Consider the following 21,025-nt stretch of genomic DNA (forward strand, 5'->3'; position numbering starts at 1 on the left):
GCCACTTCGAGTGGCCACTTGCCGAGAGGCGCAAGACGGGCACCGACGCGCTGGAGCCGCTGGACACCTTTCGGTGCCAGCGGCTTTGTCGTCTGAATGATCAGGCCGGGTTTTCGCCGGCAGCGACGTCGAGGATCCACGTCACCCCGAACGCATCGGTGAGCATGCCGAATCCGGGGCTCCACGCCGCCGCGGCAAGACCCTCGATGATGGATCCACCGACAGAGAGTTTGGCCCAGTAACCCTGCACCTCTTCGAGCGATTCACCGCGAACCGAGACGAAGAACGGTTGGTCGGTGATCGTGGTGCCGTTCTCACGGTGCGTCGTGCCGGCATTGGCGGTCGAACCGCCCGACTGTCCTGGGATGTCGTACGCCATCACGCTGAAGCCGTCCGCGGTTTCGACTTGGCCGAACACAATGTTCTCAGCGCCAGGCACATCCTTGGGCATTCCGAAGTCGCCGTAGGTTGCGATCGTGACCTGGCCACCGAAGACGGACTGGTAGAACTCCAGAGCCGCGCGGGCGTCTCCGCGGAAGTTGAGGTGGGTCGTTGTCTTGATGCTCATGTCTGCTCCTAGTACGAACGTCGCCCGGGTTTTCCCTGACAACGTCGACTCTCACAGCCGTATAGGACTGTTTTCGTCCTAGACTCGTCGTAGTCTCACGACATGGCGACCACCACTCGGCTCTTGAATCTGCTGTCCCTCTTGCAGACGAGGCGCGACTGGCCGGGCGCTCTACTCGCCGAGCGGCTCGACATCAGCCACCGCACGGTCCGCCGCGACATCGACCGGCTCCGGGAGATGGGTTACAGCATTGCGGCGACCATGGGCCCGGACGGCGGATACCGACTCGACGCCGGCAGCGAGCTACCACCCCTGCTGTTCGACGACGATCAGGTCATCGCCTTGGCAGTCGCTCTGCAGGCGGCGACGCTGACCGGCGTCGGCATCGAAGAGGACGCAGTGCGTGCGCTGACCACCTTGCGGCAAGTGATGCCGTCGCGTCTGCGCCATCGCCTCGACGCACTCACGTTCACCACGATTTCGACCGATTCCAGCGACGCAGACTCGGTGTCCCCTGAGGTGCTCGTAGCGATTTCCGCAGCGGTGCGCGCTCGCGAGGTGCTCCGCTTCGACTACTCGAACGGCCGCTCAACTGACAACATCGAAATAACACCCCCACGCCGCGTGGAGCCACATCATCTGGTGACCTCCAAGCGTCGCTGGTACCTCGTCGCGTGGGATCTCGAGCGAGACGACTGGCGAATCTTCCGCGCCGATCGCATCACTCCACGCACCCCGAACGGCCCGCGGTTCACACCGAAGGGGATCCCCGGCGGTGACGTGAGCGAATACGTGGCCGCGCGCTTCAAGGGATCGGAACATATCAACAAATGGCCGTGCCACGGCAAGGTCAAATGGCCGTGCCACGGCAAGGTCGTTCTCCATCGACCAGCCAGTTATGTTCTTCCCTTTGTCGAGGACGGCGCCGTCGAAGATCTTGGCCCCGACCAGTGCAGCCTCGAAGCCGGATCATGGTCCTGGGCGGCGCTGGCAGCCTCCTTCAACCGATTCGACACCGACATCGATGTCGTCGGACCGGCAGAACTGACCCACGCTTTCGCACAACTCGCCGCCCGCAATGCCGCGACTGCTGCGAGTTAGGCAGTCGTTGTGAATGAGATCCAGGTCTCCAACACAACCGTGCGTCCGTGGGTTCATGTAGGTTTCAAGTCCTCAGAGGACCTGAGGACTTGAAGACCTGAACGAAGGGATGCCCAAGGAGATGAAGAAGGGGCAAGTTGCGTTTCTCACCGGCACACACGTCGTGAACGATCTGTACCAGGGGGCTGTACCTGCACTGTTGCCGTTCATGATGCTGGAACGCGGATATTCCTACTCCGCGGTTGCCGGAATCACGCTCGCCGCGACCGGACTATCCAGTGTCGTGCAACCCGCATTCGGCATGCTGGTCGATCGAAAGAGCCGGAATTGGCTGGTACCCACAGGTTTTGTGACGGCCGCAACGGGAATTGTCGTGGCCGCGATGAGCACCACCTACATCGTTACTTGGCTGGCAATTGCTTTGGCCGGCATCGGCATTGCCGCATACCATCCGCCCGCCACAAATTTGGCACGCGCAGCTGGAGGTCACTCGCAGAAGGCCATGAGCGTGTTCTCCGTGGGCGGCACGTTGGGAGCCTCACTGGCGCCACCGTTCGTCACGCTCGTGGTCGGCTCGCTCGGATTGTCCGGCGGCTACCTGCTCGCAGTTCCTGCAGTGGTAGCGGCTATTTGGTGGATCGTCGCCCAATCACGATCGGCCGGCACGGGCACGGACGCCGAATCAGCCCAGTCGTTGAGTTCGCAGCTAGCAGCGAACGGTCCCGTGTCAGATGATTGGCGCTCGTTCACCCGACTCGTGCTGGTAACGGTGTGTTGGTCAATTCCATATGTGACCACGCTGTCGTTGGTCTCACCGTACGTACTCAACGGACTGAATGGATCGTCCTCGAGTGCAGCAATCGTGTTGTCCTCCTTCACCTTGGCGGGAGCGGCCGGCACGCTACTGGGCGGAGTCCTCGCGGACCGTCGAGGTCGACGTGCATCCATCCGACTCGGTTACCTGCTTGCGGTACCTTCACTGGCATTGCTCGCCGCGGCTCCGAACGTGGCAATTGCCGAACTTGGAATCGTGTGTCTCGGATTCGCGATGTTCTTGCCCTTCGCGCCACAGGTGACGTTGGCGCAGGACTACCTACCGAACCGCCCAGGCACGGCAAGTGGGGTGACCCTCGGACTCGCAATGTCAGTGGGAGGCATCGCCTCTCCGCTGTTCGGTTACCTGGCAGATCACTTCGGACCGCGCATGGCGATCGGGGCGACAACTGCAGTGCTGTTGGTCGGAGCCGTCATCGCATTCACCTTGCGCGATCGACGCCTCGACCCGGAAGACGAGACGGAGCGCGAACTGGACGTCATCGCCCTTCGATAACCCGACAGACTGCACCGTAGTCTGAAGATTCATCGGAGGACATGAAGTGTCACTCGGTGGGCCGCTCCACGGCGGTTCACCGAGTCAGTCAGGAGCAGACACATGGCAGTGCGCCAGGTCAAGCAGCAGTCACTGGTACAGAAAGCCGCAGACGAACTTGCGCGCCTCATCGGCGACGGCGAGTGGCCGGTCGGGACGAAAATCCCGAACGAGCAGGATCTGAGCACGCTCCTCGGAGTCGGGCGTTCGACCGGCAGGGAAGCCGTGCGTGCACTGATCGCGTCGGGACAGCTCTACTCTCATCAAGGATCCGGCACCTACGTCATGTCCTCGACTCCGGTCACAGAACTCGAGCGAGAACTCAAACGCTCGGACCGCCGCGAAGTCTACGAAGTGCGCAGACTCCTGGAGGTGGAAGCGGGCCGTCTGGCTGCCATGCGTCGAACTTCCGCCGACGTCAACCTGTTACGGGTGGCACTCGAAGCCCGTGAAAATGCTTCGACACCAACAGAATTTGTCGACGCTGACATGGAACTACATCGCGCCGTGGTGAATGCTGCGCACAACAGCGTGTTGTCGATGGTGTTCGATTCATTCATCGAAACGCTCCGCAACTCGGCCCTGGACGTTATCACCGACGTCACGGCACGAAACCCCCAATCCATCGACGACGAAGCCGCTGCCCACCGAGATCTGGTGGAAGCAATCGTCGCGGGTGATGCCGACGCTGCCAGCGCGGCAACGCGCAGGAACATGGACGGGCTCGACTGACCCTCTCTATCGTTGTCAGGCATGACGTCCACATCGCTCCCTCCACGGGGTCTCCGGATCGGTCTGTCCGCCATCGCGTGGCTCAACCTGCTCTCTGCGCTCGTAGGAATGGCGGGCCTGACGATCGGCAGCGGGATGGGCCTGCCTCCGGAGTGGATCGAGGGAACCGTCTTCCCTTCATATTTCTTGCCCGGAATCCTCCTCGGCGTCGTCGTCGGAGGCATCCAGGCCGCCGCGCTCTTCGCTCAGCACAACAGGTTCCGTCTGACGTGGGGCCTGCACGCGGCCGCCGGCCTGACCATGATGATCTGGATCTTCGTCGAGATCGCCATCGTTCTCGCCTGGTCGCCGCTGCAGGGCATCTTCTTCACCACCGGACTAGTCCAGACGATCCTCGCCGTTCTCGCACTCGGCGCCTGGCCCCGCCCCTTCCTCCAACGAACCGACAGCCATCACGGTCAGTGACGAATTACATTGGGATAGAAGGTCACTAGGACCGACCTCGATGCTCTCCATCGCCCAATCCAGCTCGACCCCCGACCGTCAACTGAAATCCGTTCAGCCGATGAGGTCTTTCGAGAAGTTCAGCGAGTCGAAAGACCTGTTCGCTACGAGTTCCAATTGCCTCTGTGTTGCACCGTCTCGGGCGCGCTGAGACATGCCTTGGATGACTACACCGATGAACTCGGCAAGGTCCTCGGGATCGGAGTCAGCGGGCATGAGTCCGTTGGCGATATCGGCTGCGATCCTCTGCGACAGCAACACCACGTTGGCATTTCGCATGTCGCGCAATCGGTTTGCTATGTGACTGTTGGCGTCGGTCACGCTGACCGCCGCGCTGATGATCAGACAACCACCCGGACAAGACTCGTCGGTGTAATGGGACGCCGCGTCGTTCAAGAGGCGGCGAATCAATTCGGATGCCTCGCGCTCTTCGGCGAACGCCCGGTCCATGAAGTCGCCGCGAGTCGCGTTGTAGTGATCGACGGCGGCAAAGAACACTCCTTCCTTGCCGCCGAAAGCACTGTAGAGACTCGGTGGATTTATCTGCATCGCAGCAGTCAACATGGCAACGGATGTCCCCTCGTAGCCGTGCTCCCAGAAGGCATACATCGCCTTGTCCAAGGCCGCGTCTACGTCGAACTTCCGCCCTTGTCCCGGCACCCCGGCCATGCAACCTCCCAATTCCGCAGCATCTACCGATCCAAATGTGATCTATTCTACTCTTGTAGCGATCACTATGCGAATGTCCTACTGTTCTCCTCGAAAGTTCATTTCGTTCACTGAAGTACCGCCGTACTGCTGACACAGCTCGCGAACGCTCTTTCACACCGTCTAGGGGGATCGACATGCGTAGTGCCGCTTCATTCAAACTGGGTCTCAGCCACAGCGCGGCCACCGATTCGACATGGAAGGTCGAAGCGGTCAAACAGGTCGAGTATCACGTGATTGCCGCACGAAATCTGTTCGCCAAGGACAGCACTCGACTACTCGACGGGTGCAGCGCAGCGTCGCTACACCGCGGAGACCGACGCTTGATCATCATCGACGCGAACGTCGACCGAATTCACGGGGATAGAATTCGAGGCTACTTCGAACACCACGGAATACGAGCATCCTTCGTACCGATGCGAGCCGACGAGACGGTCAAAGAGTGGGGTTCTGCGGTGCGGGTGGTCGACGCGATGAACGGATTCGGCATCGACCGACGCAGGGAGCCGGTAATCGCGATCGGCGGGGGTGTTCTACTCGACATTGTCGGTTTCGCCGCGAGCGTCTACCGCCGCGGAACGCCGTACATCCGGGTCCCCACCACACTGATCGGCCTCGTCGACGCCGGGGTCGGTGTCAAGACCGGAGTCAACTACGGCATGGGCAAGAATCGACTGGGGACGTATGCACCGGCCCTGGCAACTTTTGTCGACCGAGCATTCCTGCGTACCCTCGACAACCGACACTTGTCCAACGGCCTTGCCGAGATACTCAAGATGGCCTTGATCAAATCCCTCGACCTCTTCGAACTGCTGGAAATCTTCGGGGAACGATTGATCGATGACAGGTTTCAGGGCTCTTCCGACGAACTCGACACAGCAGCAACACAAGTCATCGCCGAGTCGATCCACCTGATGCTCGAGGAACTGCAGCCCAATCTGTGGGAATCCTGCCTCGAACGCTGCGTCGACTACGGCCACACATTCTCGCCCACGCTCGAGATGGAAGCACTACCGGAACTTCTGCACGGTGAAGCCGTAACTGTCGACATGGCATTGACGTCTGCACTGGGTTATTTGCGGGGAAGTATCAGTGAAGCTGAACTTGATCGCGTCCTGACTGTAATGAGGCGCCTCGGCCTTCCCACCTGGAACGACGTCTTGTCCACACCGGGCGTCCTCGGCGCCGCATTGGCCGACACAGTGCGTCATCGGGACGGGCGGCAACGGCTGCCTTTGCCGGTCGGGATCGGTGGACACCACTTCGTCAATGATGTCACGATCGACGGAATCAACTCTGCCTCCGCCCTTTTGAACAGGAAGAGCGACGAGCTACGCGTCCGTGAGACGTCGGTGACGAAGGTCGCGTCATGAGGTGGGGCGGCCTCTACATCGAAGGCTTCGGCTCATACCTACCGGACAGGCGGGAACAAGCCTCCGACATGGTGACCGAAGGACGGTTCGATCCCGTCGAACAGCAGAAGACCGGACAGACTTCGGTTGCAGTGTCGGACCCTGATATCGGCGAATCCGCGCCGGAGATGGCAGTCTTCGCAGGCAGAGCTGCGTTGGCCGACAGCGGAATCAGCAGCAACGAAATCGACCTACTCGTGCATGCAGTGGTTCTGCACAACGGCCTGGAGGCGTGGAACTGCGGCGCCTACATTCAGAACGAACTTGGCATCGACGACTGCCTGCCGATCGAGATCCGAACAGCCTGCGCCGGAGCAATCGTCGGAATCGAACTGATCGGCCGCTGGTTCGACGGACACGGCAAAGGCCTGGTAACTGCATCCGACGCTTGGCGTCTCCCCCTGTTCGACCGGTGGAATTCCGACAGCGGTCTCGCCTACGGAGACGGCGCGGCCGCTGCTGTCATCGGCCCGGATCCGGGTCCCTTTCGTATTCTTTCGACTTCCGTAGTCACTGATGCACACCTCGAGCAGATGCACCGCGGGCACGAGCGCACAAGCATGCCTGTCTACGGCACCGCCGACCCGATCGATCTCCGAGCACGGGTGGGGGGCTTCACCGAGACTCACTCCATCGACGAGTTCTGGTCACGCAACGCGGCCGCTCTGTCTCGATGCGCTGAAACAGCTTTGGGTGATGCCGCCACTCATCACGGTGACATCGCCACCTGGATCGTACCGAATTTCGGCAACGTCCTACTCCGCAAACAATGTTTCGAGCCGCTGAAGATCCGCGCCGAGCAGACCTTGGTCGAACTCGGCAGAACCATCGGCCACACCGGTGCTGCCGACCCACTACTGGGCCTCGACCTGCTCCGCCGCAGCAAGGCCCTGCACCCCGGAGACCGGATCATGCTCACCGGCATCGGCGTCGGGTTCACATGGGGATGCGCAGTCGTCGAATACACCGGATACGAGAAGGGATAGGCCATGGTGGTCGAAACTCCGCACGAATTGACGACAACGGCTCGCTCTACCAACGCGAATGCCGCAATAATCTGGATGCTCCTGGCAGTGTTCGGCGTCGGCACTGTCGAATACCTTGTGGCCGGCGTACTTCCGGACATCTCCACCGACCTCGGGGTCAGCACCTCCACAGCCGGACTGCTCGTCACCATCTATGCCGTCACAGTGGTCATCGGTGGCCCTCTACTGACGATCGCTACCACCAGGGTGCCGCGGACACCTCTCATCGCGGCTCTGATGGCTCTCTTCGTCATCGGCAACATCGGAACTGCGCTGGCACCGAACTTCGCAACCATGGTGATATTTCGGATCATCACTGCTCTGCCACACGCGACGTTCTTCGCTCTGTGCCTGGTGCTGGCGACGTCGTTGGTGGCGCCTGAATTCCAAGGGCGTGTGATCGCCCGCGTCACCCTCGGACTGAACCTGGCGACGGTCCTCGGCGTCCCCTTGGGAACTCTCATCGGTACACAACTGGGTTGGCGCTGGTCTTTTGCGATCATCGCCGTTTTCCAACTGCTGGTCACCGCTGCGCTGATCGCCTCGACGCGCAACGCCGCTCCCTCGCACCAGACCGGCAACGTCAGCTCAGAGCTACGGGTGTTCACCCGGGGCCCAGTTCTGTGGGCGATCGGGCTGACCGCTCTCAGTCAGGCAGCGCTTTTCGTGGTGTTCACCTACATCTCGCCGTATCTCACCGAGCATGCCGGCATCTCGGTGTCGACGGTGACGGTGGTGTTGTTCGTATTCGGCGTCGGGTCTGTTGTCGGCAATCAACTCGGTGGTTACTACGCAGACAAGGACCTGGACAAAACGCTGTACATCGCGTTGACCGCGCTCGCGTTGGCACTTCTCGCTCTCTTCGTCTTCGGCGGAACGTCTTGGTTTGCCTTCGCCTGGATGTTCGTACTCGGTGCTACCGGTTTTTCCATTATTCCGCCGCTCGCCTCGAAACTCATCGGTGCTGCAAGCGAAGCCCCGCACCTTGCTGCCACGGTCAACATTGCAGGATTCCAACTTGCGAATGCTGCCGGCGCGTGGATCGGCTCGATCGCTCTGTCCGGCGGCAACAGCGTTGCAGTCCTGCCTGCTATCGGGGCAGTCCTCGCGGCGGGCGCAGTACTGCTGCTGTTCGTCAGTCGGCGCACTGCTCGGAGCGTGACGTGAAAGCCATGAGAGCTGCGATGATCGACGCTCCCCGTTCCGTGTCGATCGTGACGATCGACCGTCCCAACTGCGGGCCTGACGATGTCGTCGTCAAGGTTGCCTATGTCGGTCTGTGCGGTACGGATCTGGAGTTGTTGCACGGCACGTCGTCATACCTCACTGATGGCCTTACGTCGTTTCCGCATCACTTCGGGCACGAATGGGTGGGCACCGTAGAGCAGACCGGCCCGAATATTCACGATTTGTCGGCGGGTGACGTAGTCACCGGGAGCACGATGATTTTCTGCCAGGCGTGTTCGGCCTGCGGGGCCGGACGACGCAACCAATGCTCCGATCTGCGTGAGGTCGGGCTATACGAACATCCTGGTGCCGCAGCCGAATTCCTCCGCATGCCGCGGCGCACGGTCGTTTCACTTGGTCGCGTCACAGTCGAACCGGAGCACGTTCTCATCGAGCCGCTCGTGACGGTGCTCGAGGCGCTCGACGCTGCTTCGGTGTCGCCGGGTGATCGGGTTCTCGTCGTCGGCGCGGGCACGATCGGCAGCTTGTCCATCGCCATGCTGAGTCGATACCCGATCACCGTCGACGTTCTCGAACCCCGGTCGATCGAACACCTCGACTCCGGCACCGTCACACACAGTTTCACCGATGCCACACACCTGACCGGGCAGTACGACGTGGTCGTGGAGGCGTCTGGCGGCGCCGGTGCGCTGGGTACCGCCGTAGGCGTTCTCCGTCCGGGAGGCAAGTGCATCCTCGTAGGCGTCGCGGCGCACACGGAATCGATCGATCCCGGAGCGGTTGCGCTGGCCGGCATTTCGATCATCGGAGTACGTCACGGGGTAGATCACTACCGCCGAGCCGCGGAACTGTTCCCGCTGATTCGCCCGGCATTGACCGCATTGATCGACAGTGTGGTTCCTCTGACCGAAGCACAGTCCGCATTCGATCGTCTCGAAGGCCACAGGACACGGCCGAAGGTGGTGATCTCTGTTGAGTGAGCTCGAATACACAGTGATAACCGGAGCGAGTAGTGGTATCGGCCGGGCAATCGCGCTCGCGCTTGCGAAAGAGGGTCACAACCTCGTCCTCGGATACGGCAATGGTCTCGATCGCATCGCACGGTTGGTGAGCGAACTAAATGCGCAGTTCCGCATCGACGTCGTTCCCCTGCAACTGGACCTGCGCAATGCCGAATCGACAGTCGACGCCGTTCTGAGATGCACAGATGAACTGGGTGAGATCCACTGCCTGGTAAACAATGCCGGAATCAACGATCGATCACCCGCAGATGCACTCGCCATCGATCGAATGCGCGAGGTCATGGCCGTCAATTCGATCACCCCACTTGCGTTGGCCTCGTCGGTGGGGCGCCGGATGATCGCGCGAGGTATCGCAGGATCGATCGTCAACATCACATCGATCCATGACACGGTCCCCATCACCGGCGGTGCAATCTACTGCGCCAGCAAGGCCGCATTGGCGGCGTCGAGTCGTGTCCTCGCCCTCGAATTCGCGCCCCACGGAGTGCGCGTCAATTCCGTCGCACCGGGAGAAACCGCCACCGCGATGAACGGCATCGATGACGAATCCTCGTATGCGGACATCGATCGCCCCGCTATCCCGTTGGGGCGTCCGGCCGGTGTGCACGAGGTCGCAGCAGCCGCGGCGTTCCTCGCCGGGTCCGGTTCGAGCTATCTCACGGGGACCACCGTTACCGTCGACGGCGGACTGGTTCTGACTGCAGCCGAAGCGAATGCCCGCTACGCCGTCGATCATTCTCCAACGCAAGGTCTCATGAAAGGAATCGAATGAAAGCCATCGCAATCGAAGCCATCGGCGACCCAAGCGTTCTCACTCTCACCGAGGTTGACGAGCCGACATCCGGCCCCGGAGACGTCACTGTTTCCGTTGCAGCCGCTGCCGTCAACCCTGTCGATCTGAAGACCCGTTCGGGGTTCTTGCCCATCGAGTTGCACTTCCCAGCCGTATTGGGATGGGACGTCTCCGGAACTGTTATCGCAGTCGGATCCGCGGTAACACGCTTCACGCCAGGAGACCGCGTCATCGGAATGATCGCGCAACCGGCACACCGCTACGGAACCTATGCCGAACGCGTCACCGCCGACCAGTCCTTGTTCGCACCCGCTCCGTCGAACGTCACCCTCGAGCACGCTGCTGCGATCCCACTCGCAGCGCTCACCGCTGTGCAATGCCTCGAGAAACTCGACCTTGCACCAGAATCCACGGTGTTGGTGACCGGTGCTGCCGGCGCGGTGGGCCGAATAGCGTCGGCGCTGCTGATCTCGCGGGGACACCGCGTCGAAGCCCTCGCTCGCGAGAGCGACACTGACGAACTCTTGGCCCTCAGCCTCAGCCGGGTCATAGCGAGTCCCGTCGACCTGCCGCAGAAGGAGTACGACGCCATCGTCGACACGGCGGGTATTGCCGAATCCGTCGACAGTGTGCGAGACGACGGCGCCTTCATCTCCATCGACGACAACGAGCAACCCGCACCGCAACGTGGAATCACACCGGCGAAAAGCTATGTCGACGAGGACGGCTCGGGCCTCGAATCATTCGCCGAACTGGTATCGACCGGTTCGGTCACCGTCCCTGGCGCCCGAACATTCCGGTTCGACGAAGCACCCCAAGCCCACGCTCTGCTGGCCGCGGGCGGAACCCGAGGAAAGGTACTGCTGATCCCATGACCGTGACCGCGAATGTCGAAGATGCCTTGTCCACAGTCGGTGTCACCGTTCCCGATGCGGACGCCGCCGCCAACTTCTTCGCTTCACTCCTGGGTGCGAACCGCGTCGTAAGATACCCCGGACGTGTCTCCGTACCGATCGGATTGTCGGGGGTCGTGGATTTCGTATCAGCGGATTGGCCCCATCAACCCCCACCGCGGTTGGTCGACATCGGTACCAACCATCTCTGCTTCACTGTCGGCGATATCGAACTCGCTGTGAGCTACCTTGATTCGCGAAGCGACGTGACAGTCCTCGGCGACGTGATCGAGGTACCCGAGGGTCCGATTGCGGGCAACAAGTGGGTGTACTTCCGGTCGCCGTGGGGCGATCTCTTCGAACTTCAGCAGTGGCCCGAGGAGCCGGGATACTTCCACGAGACCCAGGCCCGACTCCACCACAGACGAGAGGACATCGCGTCAGCCCTTCTCCCGACCTGCCGCGGTTTGGATCACACGGGCTACAGCGTCCCGGACCTCGACGCCGCGATAGCGCGTCTGGTGACCGCCCATTCGGGAACCGAGGTGCTCCGCACCGACATCGCAGCGGATCGCGGGTTCATGACGGCACAGTTCGATCTCGACGTCGAAGGAACGTCCCGGATGGCGATGGTATCCGTCGGCGACTTGAACATCGAGTTGTTCGAGCACCACATCGGCCGGCAGGAGGCCCCTCGCCCTTTGACCGCCAACGGGGGAAACTTCCTGACGTTCCGCCACGGGGGCGCCGCGCGACTGATTCCGAGTTCGCTGTGAAGTACGGAATCAATCTCCCCAACTTCGGGCCGCAGATCGACCCCGAGGGGATTCTCGCGTGGGCCCGGACAGCGGAAGGTGCCGGATTCGACAATGTCCTACTCTCGGATCACGTGGTGTTAACCGACGACGCGAATCGCCGCTCTCCCGCTCCGTTTTACGAGTGCCTGGCCACGCTGTCCTGGCTCGCAGCGGGTACCGAGTCGATTCGCCTGGGCAGCGGCGTGCTGATCGGCAGTCACCGACACCCGGCCCACCTCGCCCACGCGACCGCGACGATTGATCGACTCAGCGGCGGACGGTTGATCGTGGGCATCGGGGTCGGCTGGACTGCACAGGCTTTCGACGTCCTCGGCGTTCCGTTCACACGTCGAGGCCGACTGACGGATACCACTCTCGAAACCCTGATCGCAGCGTGGACGTCGGAGACATACGACGCACCGGGCTCGGCCGGAACACATCGCGTGCACAACGGACCTCTACCGCTGCAGCAACCACACCCTCCGTTGTGGATCGGCGGCAACGGACCCGCTGCGATCGACCGAACCAACAGATTAGGCACTGCATGGCACCCATTGCACCCTACCCGGGGCCTATGCATCGCTGGAGTCGCTTCACTCGCCCCCGGGCGTGAGTTCGTCCCCCGCATCTACTTTCTCCCCACCGAAAGATCTGTCGAATCACCAGACCGTCCACTCGGGTACGGAACCATCAACCAGATACGTGCCGACATCGATTTTCTGTCTGAGATCGGTGCACAGACGATTGTGCTCGATACCGATCCTGGCGACCAGCGACTGCGTCGCTCAACCGACCACGATCTCGATCTGATTCGCATTGCCGGCGAAAGTTTGGGAATGAGTCGGGTGGCCGTCTTATGACTCTGCGGCCCAGCTTGATTCGACAATCCATTTCGACCTCGGCACTGCTGTTCGACATGGACGGAACCCTCGTCGATTCGCAGGCGTCGATCGAGGCTGTCTGGTTCGAATTCGCGGACCGGCACGGCGTTGATCGGGCGGTGGTAGCGCAGGCACTTCCAGGCCGCATCGCTTCCGACATCATCGTTCGGGTTCTCGGTAATCGAGCAAACGTCGAATCCGAACTGAACTGGATCAGGCAAAGCGAAGAGCAGAACTCGCATCCAGTTCGCGCCATCGCCGGCGCCAAGGACTTTCTGGCGTCTGTGCCCCGGGAGCAATGGGCGATTGTCACGTCGGCCCCTCGATCGATGATGGTGCGAAGGCTCACTGAAGCGGGCCTCCCGCTTCCACACGCGTCGGTATGCGCTGAGGACGTGCGCGCCGGCAAGCCAGATCCCGAGGGCTTTCTTGCAGCGGCGGCGCGCTTGAAGGTTTCCGCCGACTCCTGCACCGTATTCGAAGACTCCTCGGCCGGCATGGCTGCTGCGGCCGATTCCGGCGCATCATGCGTTGCAATCGGAGCCGAGCCCGGACGAAACCTTTTGAGAGTGAATAATTTTACTTCACTACGACTCTCCCGAGAGAGATCGGAGCTCGTAATCGACGTGGTACCGGAACTATGACGGATACCGTATCGGTCGATCTGGGAGGTACGTGGCTACGCATCCGCAGCGGTGAGCGAACCGAACGGCTGCCATCGCCCAGCGTGCTCCGACAACCGTCTGCCACTCCCGATCAACTCCTGCGCGAGCTGATCGAGACACTGGATCGATATCTACCGCCGGGTGCCGCAGTGAACATGGCGTGCGGGGCCGCGCTCGACGAACAGAAGGGCGTCGCCCATGGATCCGGCCCATTGTGGGGCGGCACTCCTGCCGGTGAGATTCCGTTGCTGCGCCTCCTCGAATCCCACCGCCCGGACGTTCGATGGACACTCGTGAACGACGTGACGGCAGGGTTGGCGTCATTCGCTCGTGGGTTTACACGTCCCACCGATCGGCGCATCGCCTACCTCACCATCAGCAGCGGGATCGCACTGCGGATAGCTGATGCAAGAGAGGGAGTGATTCCAGTGGACGCATTGGGGTTGCAAGGTGAGGTCGGCCACCTTCGTGCAGTGACGTCGGGGCCGGATACAGTGCGACAGTTGCCCTGCGCATGTGGAGGCATCGGACATGTCGCGGCGATCTCGTCCGGCTCGGCGTTGGCTGCTGTCGCCTCGGCTCTCGAATTGCCCTATGACAGAGATTCGTTCGGTCCAGCACTCGAGTCAGGCGCCCCTGGTGCATCACTTCTGTTGAGCGTGGTCGTCGAGCCGATCGCCGAGCTGGTCAGAACGATGATCGCCCTCGATCCACGACTGGATCGCATCGGGATCGGTGGCGGGCTCGCCGAAGGTCTGTCCGAGATGTACGAGAGGGAACTTTGTTCCCAACTCGCCTTGGTGCGATCGTACGCGGACACGTCACTGACTCCCGAGAGAATCCGTAAGACGATATACCTGTGCCGTCCTCACGACATCGACACCCTGTCCGGTGCCGACGATATTGCCGCCGGTCGCCTCCGCGTAAGCAAGCTGTGAAAGAGGATTCATGACAACGCAACTCACCCATCGCGCAATCGTGAGAAGGGGCAGTCGGTCGAGCGTCGAAAAGCGGCCGACTCCAACTCCCGGACCCGGCGAACTTCTCGTCGCCCCCGAGAAAGTCAGCCTGTGCGGGACTGACATTCAGATTGTGCGCGGAGACAGGGACGACCCCTCGCCCATCGTCGGCCACGAAGGCGCTACCCGCGTCGTCGAAGTGGGCGACGGCGTCACCGGCTTCGAGGTAGGTGATCGAGTCGTGGTCAACCCGACGCATCCGCATGATTCATCGTTTCTTCTCGGCCACAACGTCGAGGGGTTGTTTCAACAACGCGTCATCATCGGCGTGCCCGCGGTGAGTGGAGGGTTGGTCACGCCGTTGCCACTGGAACTTTCCAGCGCACGCGCTACTCTCGTCGAACCGTACGCCGTCGTCAGGTATGCGCTCTCCTGCCTCTCCCGTGAGTCACCGGGGACGCTGCTCATTTTCGGCGACGGTCTCATCGGAAATCTGGCTGCGGCCCTCGCACCCTCCGTTCTCTTCCCAACCGTCCGAGTAGTAATGGTCCACCGCACCGAACTCGGCATGGAGTGGACGACAAATCACTTTCCATCCGTGGTCAACTCGCTCGCTACCGAGAACTGGGTACGCGAAACCACAGGCTCGGTCGCCGTGCTGGTCGCGACTCACCGCGCCGGCACAGTAGCGTCGATCGACACCGCTCTGGAACGCCTCGGCGATCGAGTTGTCTCCGTGCATCCGATTGGTGGAGTGCCGGCCAAGGCCACGTCCGATTTGTTACCCGGGGTGGACATCGCCGGGGTGCGACAAGCCAACACGGGTGGACCGACACCACCCGCGATCACGACGTTCACCAGGGGCTCTCTGCGCGTTGCCTTGACGGGCAACAGAGGAGTCACGAACCACCAACTCGCCTCCGCTGCAGCTGCATTGACGAGCGCCGACGACACGATCGACACGCTACTCACACACCAACTCGGCATCGATGAGGGCACCGCATTGATGAACGTGATCTGCGAGAAACGGACCCGAGAGGTGGACGGCGAGTTGGTGATTCGATTGGTGGTGAATCTTGCGGGTCATTGAAGGTATTTGATCCGACGAACTCGGGGAACAACCAGCCAAGACCTCCCGCCCGAGATCCCCCACGGACTCGCATTGCTAGTGTTGATGACGTGTTTGTCACGGGACCCAACGCGCTGACGGTAAAAGGCCAACCGACGCTTCAACACATAGATTTCACCTTTTTGGATTCTTTTCGATTTCCCGACCGGCAGGGCTTCCCCGATTCATATCGCGCATTCATCCGGCACGCAGGGCGGGCGCGGACCTTCGGACTCTGGCTCATCTATCCGCCCGTCCTTCCCGGATTTGCCGACGGCTGGCAAGGGCGCGCCCGCAACCTCACCGCTCATCTTCATTCGGTCTACACAGAAGGACAGGATGACGAGTTCGATTGGATGATCGAACCCGACGGCGATTGGTCACTCCCCGACTCGCTGCAGGTTTTCGGATGGAGCGAAAACGGTGACGCCCTCCTGTGGGACACAGCATCACGCGACACCGACGGAGAGTTTCCGGTTTGGGAATCGCGATCGTTCAACTCCCTCCACCGCCTCGGCGGGAGCCTCTACGAAGCACTTCCGTCCATTCGCACCCGGACGGCGAACCTGTTCGGACCCCGCGCCTACGACATCGAGCCACTCCAGCCCACCCAACTCTGACGCGCGACCCAAATTATCGAAAGGCCGCGGGCACAGCCACTAGTACGACACCTACGATGACGACCAGCGACAGATAGCCGAGAACGAGGCCGGCCACTGCCAATCCGCGCCCACTTTCGCCGGAACGGCGAATCTGGTTCAGCGACACATGGCCCACCGGAATAGCAAGAACCCCACCGAAGATTCCAAGTACCAGTGCGACGATGGCCAAGGCATTCGTACCGCCGACCACCCCTGGCGGCGGCGACACCACCTGCCTGACAGGCCCGAATGCCGAACGAAGGCTCCTCCCTAACAGCAGCGCCCCGACCATATACAGCGACAGTCCCGCCACTGATCCGGCTACCCAGGCTCCACGAAACGCCGGCCCGTCGACGTCGAGGATCCTCCCCGCCGCCCTTACCCCGGGTCCTGCTGCACCGACCGCGATACTCAAATTCACTGCGCCAGGAAGAACGGCAAGCAAGGCAATAGCACCGATACCAAGCGACAATGCCGGGCCACCTCGGCGCCGCCACGCCAACGAACTCATCAGCGCTGCGAACAAAGTCACAGCAATGCCTAAAAGCCCAGTCACAAATCCGACAACGACTCCCGTCTCGAAGTCCCCACCTAGATGACGAGCAACCCACTGTGCCCAGGCCCGTGCGAATGGCGGCGCGAGCGTCAGCGAGGCAACGACCGTTGCAACCGCAACACACGCCACGACACTGATGACCCGCAGAATCCACCCCAGATAACCGGAATGCGAATCATTCGGCGCAACAGTAGTTTCCGAGTCGATCACCAGGATTCCTTCGTTCAGAGTGTGACAACAGAACGGCTCTAGCCGTCACTCCACACAGAACCGTGGCCGGACCGGCTCACTCATCTGATCAAGTTCTGGTGCCTGTGTCTGTAGTTCGTTCGCACGACCAAACCGGCGATAGCAACGATTACATATTTGTGTTAGCGTTGTTTTCATGAGTTCGAGAGCAAAGATTCTGGCCGCAGCGACCGAGCTGCTCAACACCTCCCCCAACGGTGACATCTCCACCCGTGCCGTGTGCGAGATGGCCGGCGTCGGCGCCCCCGCGCTCTACCGTCAGTTCGGCGACAAGGACGGACTGCTCGCAGCCGTCGTCGAGGCAGGTTTCTCCGAATACCTCGAAGGCAAACGCGCTGCGACACCTTCCGATGACCCCGTCGCCGATCTACGGGCCGGCTGGGATGCGCATACAGCCTTCGCGCTCGCACATCCCGCTCATTACCGACTGATGCACTCACCTTCCGCCCAGAGTGCCGACACCGCCTTGCAAGCCCAGGCGCTACTTCGATCCGTTCTCGAACGATGCGCTGCGGCAGGCGTTCTGACCGTATCGGTCGACGTGGCTACGCAGATGGTGATGTCCGCCAATGCGGGTGTCGCTCTGATGCTCGTCGTAAGGCCGGAACAGTACCCCGATCCGACGCTGTCACAGCGAGTTCGCGACGGAATCTTCGCGTCCATCATCGACGAATCCGACGCCCACCCGGACGCCTCCCTCAACAGAGTTGCATCCACTCTCGACGCCCAACTCGCCGCCGCAGATTCAACTTCCCTCTCCACCAACGAAGTCGGCCTACTACGGGAGTGGCTCCGCAAGCTGTCCGATGCACCCAAACCAGTTCAGGAGTTACATCATGACTGACACCACCACCCGCGTCGCCATCGTCACCGGAGCTTCCGGCGGCATCGGGCGAGAGACTGCCGAGAAGCTCGCCGCCGACGGAATGGCTGTCGCCGTGCACTATTCAGGAAACCTTCAACGCGCCCAGGAAACAGTTGACACCATCGTCGCAGCGGGCGGTCGCGCCATCGCGGTGCATGCCGACGTCGCCGACGAAGGTGAAGTCGCGGCCCTGTTCGATACGGTCGAGGAGGAATTCGGAGGCATCGACGTCGTCGTCCATGCAGCCGGAATCATGATTCTCTCCACCGTCGCAGAACTGAACTTCGACGATTTCGATCGGATGCATCGGACCAACGTCCGAGGGACCTTCGTGGTCGACCAGCAGGCAGCCAGATGTGTCCGGCGCGGTGGTGCGATCATCAATTTCTCCACCTCCGTGAAGAAGCTGGCGTTTCCGACTTATGCCGCGTACGCCGCCACCAAAGGTGCTGTCGACGCGATCACTCTGGTTCTCGCGAAAGAGCTACGGGGACGCGATATCACGGTCAACGCCGTAGCCCCAGGCCCCACGGCCACCGATCTGTTCCTGGACGGGAAAGACGAAGCTACAGTGGAGAACCTGTCCAAGCTGGCTCCCCTGGAACGCCTCGGCACACCGGTGGACATCGCGGAGGCTGTCGCGTTTCTCGCCGGCCCAGCTCGTTGGGTCAACGGCCAGGTCATCTACGTCAACGGCGGCGTGATTTAGCAAATCCATCGTCTAAGGACCACACCTTGGCAATTCCGACAAAACAGTCAAACCAGTCGACTTTGGTTGTAATGTGCAAACAATGGAAAACCAGGATCGAGGGTCCGCCCGGACGTCACGACGACAGTTCATCAGCGTTGCAGGACTGGCGGCAACCGCCGTCATAACCCTCGCGACCTCCTCGACCGCCAGCGCCGCCGGCCCCACGGCACCCAATCCAGGTTCGCGGGTCGGCGATCCTGCAGAAGCCCAAGCGGTACAGCGCGTCGCAGAGACACTGCTGAACAGCGGAGTCCCCGGCCTTGCCTTCGCCATCGTCAAACCGGATGAGAAGAACCGCAAAGCGAGTGTCACCACTACGTACCACTACGGCCAGGCCGACGTCGAAAACGGCGTGAGAGTCACTCCACGAACGCAATTCGAGATCGCCTCGGAGACCAAGACCTTCACCGCTGCACTACTGGCGAAACTGATCGCTCGGGGAGAAGTCGGATTGGACGACCTGGCGAGCAAGTATTCGGACGGCAACCCGCTGCCAAAAGGCAGCGGTGGCGAGGAGATCACGCTTCGCCAACTGGTCACCCACCGTTCCGGTCTGAGCGACGACCCACCCAATCTTTCGGCAGGGTGTGCCGATCCCACACAATCGTGCACGGACGAGAAAGCGAAGTACACGAGAGACATGCTCTGGGAAGGACTCCGGGCTCCCGGGGCCTTGGAGTTCGCCCCCGGTAGCCACTGGCTGTACTCGGACTTCGGGTTCGGACTGCTCGGCACACTCATGGCAGACAAGATCATTCCGGGACAGAAGAAGCCGCCTTTCGCGGCAGCAGTCGCCCGCGAAATCACCGACCCGCTCGGGATGATGGGTACCGTGATCGAGACCAAAGCAACCGACCTGGCCGTTCCGTACTACCTCGACGGCACAAGAGCCCCTCTGTGGAACAACACGGGTGCGATCGCAGGCGGGGGTGGCCTCGTCAGCACCGCCGAGGACATGTCGATCTGGGCCGCAACAACTCTCGGCTATGGCAACAATCCGCTCAAACCGGTCCTGACCTCGATGCTCGAGCAGATCGACACGCAAGCTCCGGAGAATCCTGCATTCGGAATGGGAATGGCGTGGCAGCTCCAACCCCCGACGCCGAACTTCCCACAACGGTTCGCCAAGAAGAACGGAGACAGCTCGGGATCCAACTGCATCACCCTGTTGGTTCCCGACAGCGGTTGGTCGATCACGATTCTTGCGAACGGTGGAAATGCGGCGATGATCGACCCTGCAGCAGTGAACCTGATGCATGATCTGGTTCCGAGACGACCGATATTCGGTAGCTCGACGGGAAGTTCGTCGGGCAGCGACGCCGGTTTCCAGACCGGGTCATTCGGATAGACCCACTTACCCGCGGGCGCTACATCTTCGTCGAGCGTGCCATCACGAAGCAGTAGAGCCCGTAGGTGATGATGCCCAATCCGGCAAGGATCAGCAGGGCCACTCCGTACGGCTGCGCACCCAGCGTCTTGAACGCTCCGTCGAGTCCGGAGGACTTGCCGGGTTCGGAACTGTTGACCGCGAGAAGAACCAGAACGCCGACAGCCGCGATGGCCAAGCCCTTGGCGACGTACCCGACGGTTCCGAGTCGGCGCACGAAGTTGCTGGGTGTGCCTTTCAAATCATCCAGGAAGTTCTGGCTCGCGCCCTTGTACACGTGGTAAACACCAACAGCGATGATCGCGATCCCGCCGATCACCAATGCGATAGTCCCCAGCGTGTTCTCCATCAAACGCGCCGTGATTCCCGCACTCTGACCGCTGCTGGACTTCCCGCTTCCGCGGGCGAATCCGAATGCAGTGAAAGCAAAACCGAAATAGACGAGCGAAATGCCTAGAGCCTTTGCGCGGTTGAAGAACTCCTTCTTCTTGTCGTCCGAGGACGGCGACGACGAGCTTCCCAACGCAGCTTCGGCCAATCTCCACAACGCCATCGCAAGGAAGGCCACGACGCCGACCCACAGAGCGAAGACACCCCCTGGTTTTCCTGCCAACTCGGCCATCGCACCCGATTGGTCCGCAGACCCGGATCCACCGAGAGCAAGGCGGATCGCGATATATCCGATCAGCAGATGAACCACACCGCTGACGACAAATCCTGCGCGGGCAAAGCGCTCGAAGACATTGTTCTGTGCGACGTCAGCCGCCGTGGACGTGACACTTTTCTGGTCCTGCGGTGACGATTCTTTGTTCATCATGATCGTCGAACCATATACGGGCAGACGCTTCCCT

The 21,025-nt window shown here is 61.3% G+C and carries 23 protein-coding genes; 19 read left to right on the forward strand and 4 right to left on the reverse strand.

Going from position 1 to position 21,025, the window contains the following annotated elements:
• Positions 1-100 precede the first annotated feature (100 nt).
• Complete coding sequence (locus FEZ59_RS12055; protein WP_019745645.1) at positions 101-568, reverse strand: VOC family protein; 468 nt, start codon at positions 566-568, stop codon at positions 101-103.
• A 102-nt stretch (positions 569-670) separates the two neighbouring features.
• Here FEZ59_RS12055 and FEZ59_RS12060 point away from each other — a divergent pair, with 102 nt between their 5' ends.
• From FEZ59_RS12060 to FEZ59_RS12075, 4 genes are all read left to right on the forward strand, one after another.
• Positions 671-1,669 carry a WYL domain-containing protein gene (locus FEZ59_RS12060; RefSeq protein ID WP_020971047.1) on the forward strand — a complete coding sequence of 333 codons (999 nt, stop codon included), beginning with the start codon at positions 671-673 and terminating at the stop codon, positions 1,667-1,669.
• A gap of 121 nt (positions 1,670-1,790) precedes the next feature.
• On the forward strand, positions 1,791-2,999 hold the full coding sequence (locus FEZ59_RS12065; RefSeq protein ID WP_020971048.1) for an MFS transporter: 1,209 nt from the start codon (positions 1,791-1,793) through the stop codon (positions 2,997-2,999).
• A 102-nt stretch (positions 3,000-3,101) separates the two neighbouring features.
• A complete protein-coding gene (locus FEZ59_RS12070; RefSeq protein WP_046379429.1) occupies positions 3,102-3,770 on the forward strand; it encodes an FCD domain-containing protein in 669 nt (222 codons plus the stop codon).
• Between the two features lie 21 nt (positions 3,771-3,791).
• Positions 3,792-4,235 carry a hypothetical protein gene (locus FEZ59_RS12075; RefSeq protein ID WP_020971050.1) on the forward strand — a complete coding sequence of 148 codons (444 nt, stop codon included), beginning with the start codon at positions 3,792-3,794 and terminating at the stop codon, positions 4,233-4,235.
• A 93-nt stretch (positions 4,236-4,328) separates the two neighbouring features.
• Here FEZ59_RS12075 and FEZ59_RS12080 read toward each other — a convergent pair whose 3' ends face one another.
• A complete protein-coding gene (locus FEZ59_RS12080; protein ID WP_020909395.1) occupies positions 4,329-4,943 on the reverse strand; it encodes a TetR/AcrR family transcriptional regulator in 615 nt (204 codons plus the stop codon).
• Between the two features lie 176 nt (positions 4,944-5,119).
• On the opposite strand from FEZ59_RS12080, the gene FEZ59_RS12085 reads away from it, so the two are divergent.
• From FEZ59_RS12085 to FEZ59_RS12140, 12 genes are all read left to right on the forward strand, one after another.
• Positions 5,120-6,355 carry a sedoheptulose 7-phosphate cyclase gene (locus tag FEZ59_RS12085; protein WP_020971051.1) on the forward strand — a complete coding sequence of 412 codons (1,236 nt, stop codon included), beginning with the start codon at positions 5,120-5,122 and terminating at the stop codon, positions 6,353-6,355.
• On the forward strand, positions 6,352-7,380 hold the full coding sequence (locus tag FEZ59_RS12090) for a ketoacyl-ACP synthase III family protein (RefSeq protein ID WP_020971052.1): 1,029 nt from the start codon (positions 6,352-6,354) through the stop codon (positions 7,378-7,380). Before FEZ59_RS12085 ends, FEZ59_RS12090 begins: the two co-directional genes overlap by 4 nt.
• A 3-nt stretch (positions 7,381-7,383) precedes the next feature.
• On the forward strand, positions 7,384-8,586 hold the full coding sequence (locus FEZ59_RS12095; protein WP_020971053.1) for an MFS transporter: 1,203 nt from the start codon (positions 7,384-7,386) through the stop codon (positions 8,584-8,586).
• Between the two features lie 5 nt (positions 8,587-8,591).
• Complete coding sequence (locus FEZ59_RS12100; RefSeq protein WP_020909399.1) at positions 8,592-9,587, forward strand: alcohol dehydrogenase catalytic domain-containing protein; 996 nt, start codon at positions 8,592-8,594, stop codon at positions 9,585-9,587.
• A complete protein-coding gene (locus tag FEZ59_RS12105; protein WP_021345784.1) occupies positions 9,580-10,401 on the forward strand; it encodes an SDR family oxidoreductase in 822 nt (273 codons plus the stop codon). The genes FEZ59_RS12100 and FEZ59_RS12105 overlap by 8 nt, the downstream gene beginning before the upstream one ends.
• The gene (locus tag FEZ59_RS12110; protein WP_172932672.1) at positions 10,398-11,297 is read left to right on the forward strand and encodes an NADP-dependent oxidoreductase; all 900 of its coding nucleotides are present in this window, start codon (positions 10,398-10,400) and stop codon (positions 11,295-11,297) included. The genes FEZ59_RS12105 and FEZ59_RS12110 overlap by 4 nt, the downstream gene beginning before the upstream one ends.
• Positions 11,294-12,091 (forward strand): VOC family protein, encoded by a 798-nt coding sequence (locus FEZ59_RS12115; protein WP_019745657.1) that lies wholly within the window; start codon positions 11,294-11,296, stop codon positions 12,089-12,091. The genes FEZ59_RS12110 and FEZ59_RS12115 overlap by 4 nt, the downstream gene beginning before the upstream one ends.
• Positions 12,088-12,972 (forward strand): TIGR03619 family F420-dependent LLM class oxidoreductase, encoded by an 885-nt coding sequence (locus FEZ59_RS12120; protein ID WP_021345785.1) that lies wholly within the window; start codon positions 12,088-12,090, stop codon positions 12,970-12,972. The genes FEZ59_RS12115 and FEZ59_RS12120 overlap by 4 nt, the downstream gene beginning before the upstream one ends.
• On the forward strand, positions 12,969-13,637 hold the full coding sequence (locus FEZ59_RS12125) for an HAD-IA family hydrolase (RefSeq protein ID WP_019745659.1): 669 nt from the start codon (positions 12,969-12,971) through the stop codon (positions 13,635-13,637). The genes FEZ59_RS12120 and FEZ59_RS12125 overlap by 4 nt, the downstream gene beginning before the upstream one ends.
• Entirely contained in the window at positions 13,634-14,596 is a 963-nt protein-coding gene (locus tag FEZ59_RS12130; RefSeq protein WP_046379430.1) for an ROK family protein, read from the forward strand. Before FEZ59_RS12125 ends, FEZ59_RS12130 begins: the two co-directional genes overlap by 4 nt.
• 10 nt (positions 14,597-14,606) lie before the next feature.
• On the forward strand, positions 14,607-15,707 hold the full coding sequence (locus FEZ59_RS12135) for an alcohol dehydrogenase catalytic domain-containing protein (RefSeq protein ID WP_019745661.1): 1,101 nt from the start codon (positions 14,607-14,609) through the stop codon (positions 15,705-15,707).
• Between the two features lie 161 nt (positions 15,708-15,868).
• Positions 15,869-16,345, forward strand: coding sequence for a hypothetical protein (locus FEZ59_RS12140; RefSeq protein WP_172932673.1), 477 nt, complete (start codon positions 15,869-15,871; stop codon positions 16,343-16,345).
• Positions 16,346-16,358: 13 nt separating this feature from the next.
• Here the strand turns inward: FEZ59_RS12140 and FEZ59_RS12145 are convergent, their stop codons facing one another.
• Positions 16,359-17,132: a DUF4190 domain-containing protein gene (locus FEZ59_RS12145; protein ID WP_172932674.1), complete on the reverse strand. Its 774-nt coding sequence runs from the start codon at positions 17,130-17,132 to the stop codon at positions 16,359-16,361.
• Between the two features lie 175 nt (positions 17,133-17,307).
• On the opposite strand from FEZ59_RS12145, the gene FEZ59_RS12150 reads away from it, so the two are divergent.
• The 3 genes from FEZ59_RS12150 to FEZ59_RS12160 all read left to right on the forward strand — a co-directional run bounded on the left by FEZ59_RS12150 (position 17,308) and on the right by FEZ59_RS12160 (position 20,135).
• Positions 17,308-18,015: a TetR/AcrR family transcriptional regulator gene (locus tag FEZ59_RS12150; RefSeq protein ID WP_172932675.1), complete on the forward strand. Its 708-nt coding sequence runs from the start codon at positions 17,308-17,310 to the stop codon at positions 18,013-18,015.
• Positions 18,008-18,745, forward strand: coding sequence for an SDR family oxidoreductase (locus FEZ59_RS12155; RefSeq protein WP_172932676.1), 738 nt, complete (start codon positions 18,008-18,010; stop codon positions 18,743-18,745). Before FEZ59_RS12150 ends, FEZ59_RS12155 begins: the two co-directional genes overlap by 8 nt.
• A gap of 82 nt (positions 18,746-18,827) precedes the next feature.
• Entirely contained in the window at positions 18,828-20,135 is a 1,308-nt protein-coding gene (locus FEZ59_RS12160; protein ID WP_172932677.1) for a serine hydrolase domain-containing protein, read from the forward strand.
• A gap of 19 nt (positions 20,136-20,154) precedes the next feature.
• Here the strand turns inward: FEZ59_RS12160 and FEZ59_RS12165 are convergent, their stop codons facing one another.
• On the reverse strand, positions 20,155-20,991 hold the full coding sequence (locus FEZ59_RS12165) for a DUF1206 domain-containing protein (protein WP_019745667.1): 837 nt from the start codon (positions 20,989-20,991) through the stop codon (positions 20,155-20,157).
• Positions 20,992-21,025: the final 34 nt, after the last annotated feature.

The organism is Rhodococcus sp. MS13 (assembly GCF_013277835.1).
Taxonomy (GTDB): domain Bacteria; phylum Actinomycetota; class Actinomycetes; order Mycobacteriales; family Mycobacteriaceae; genus Rhodococcus_F; species Rhodococcus_F erythropolis.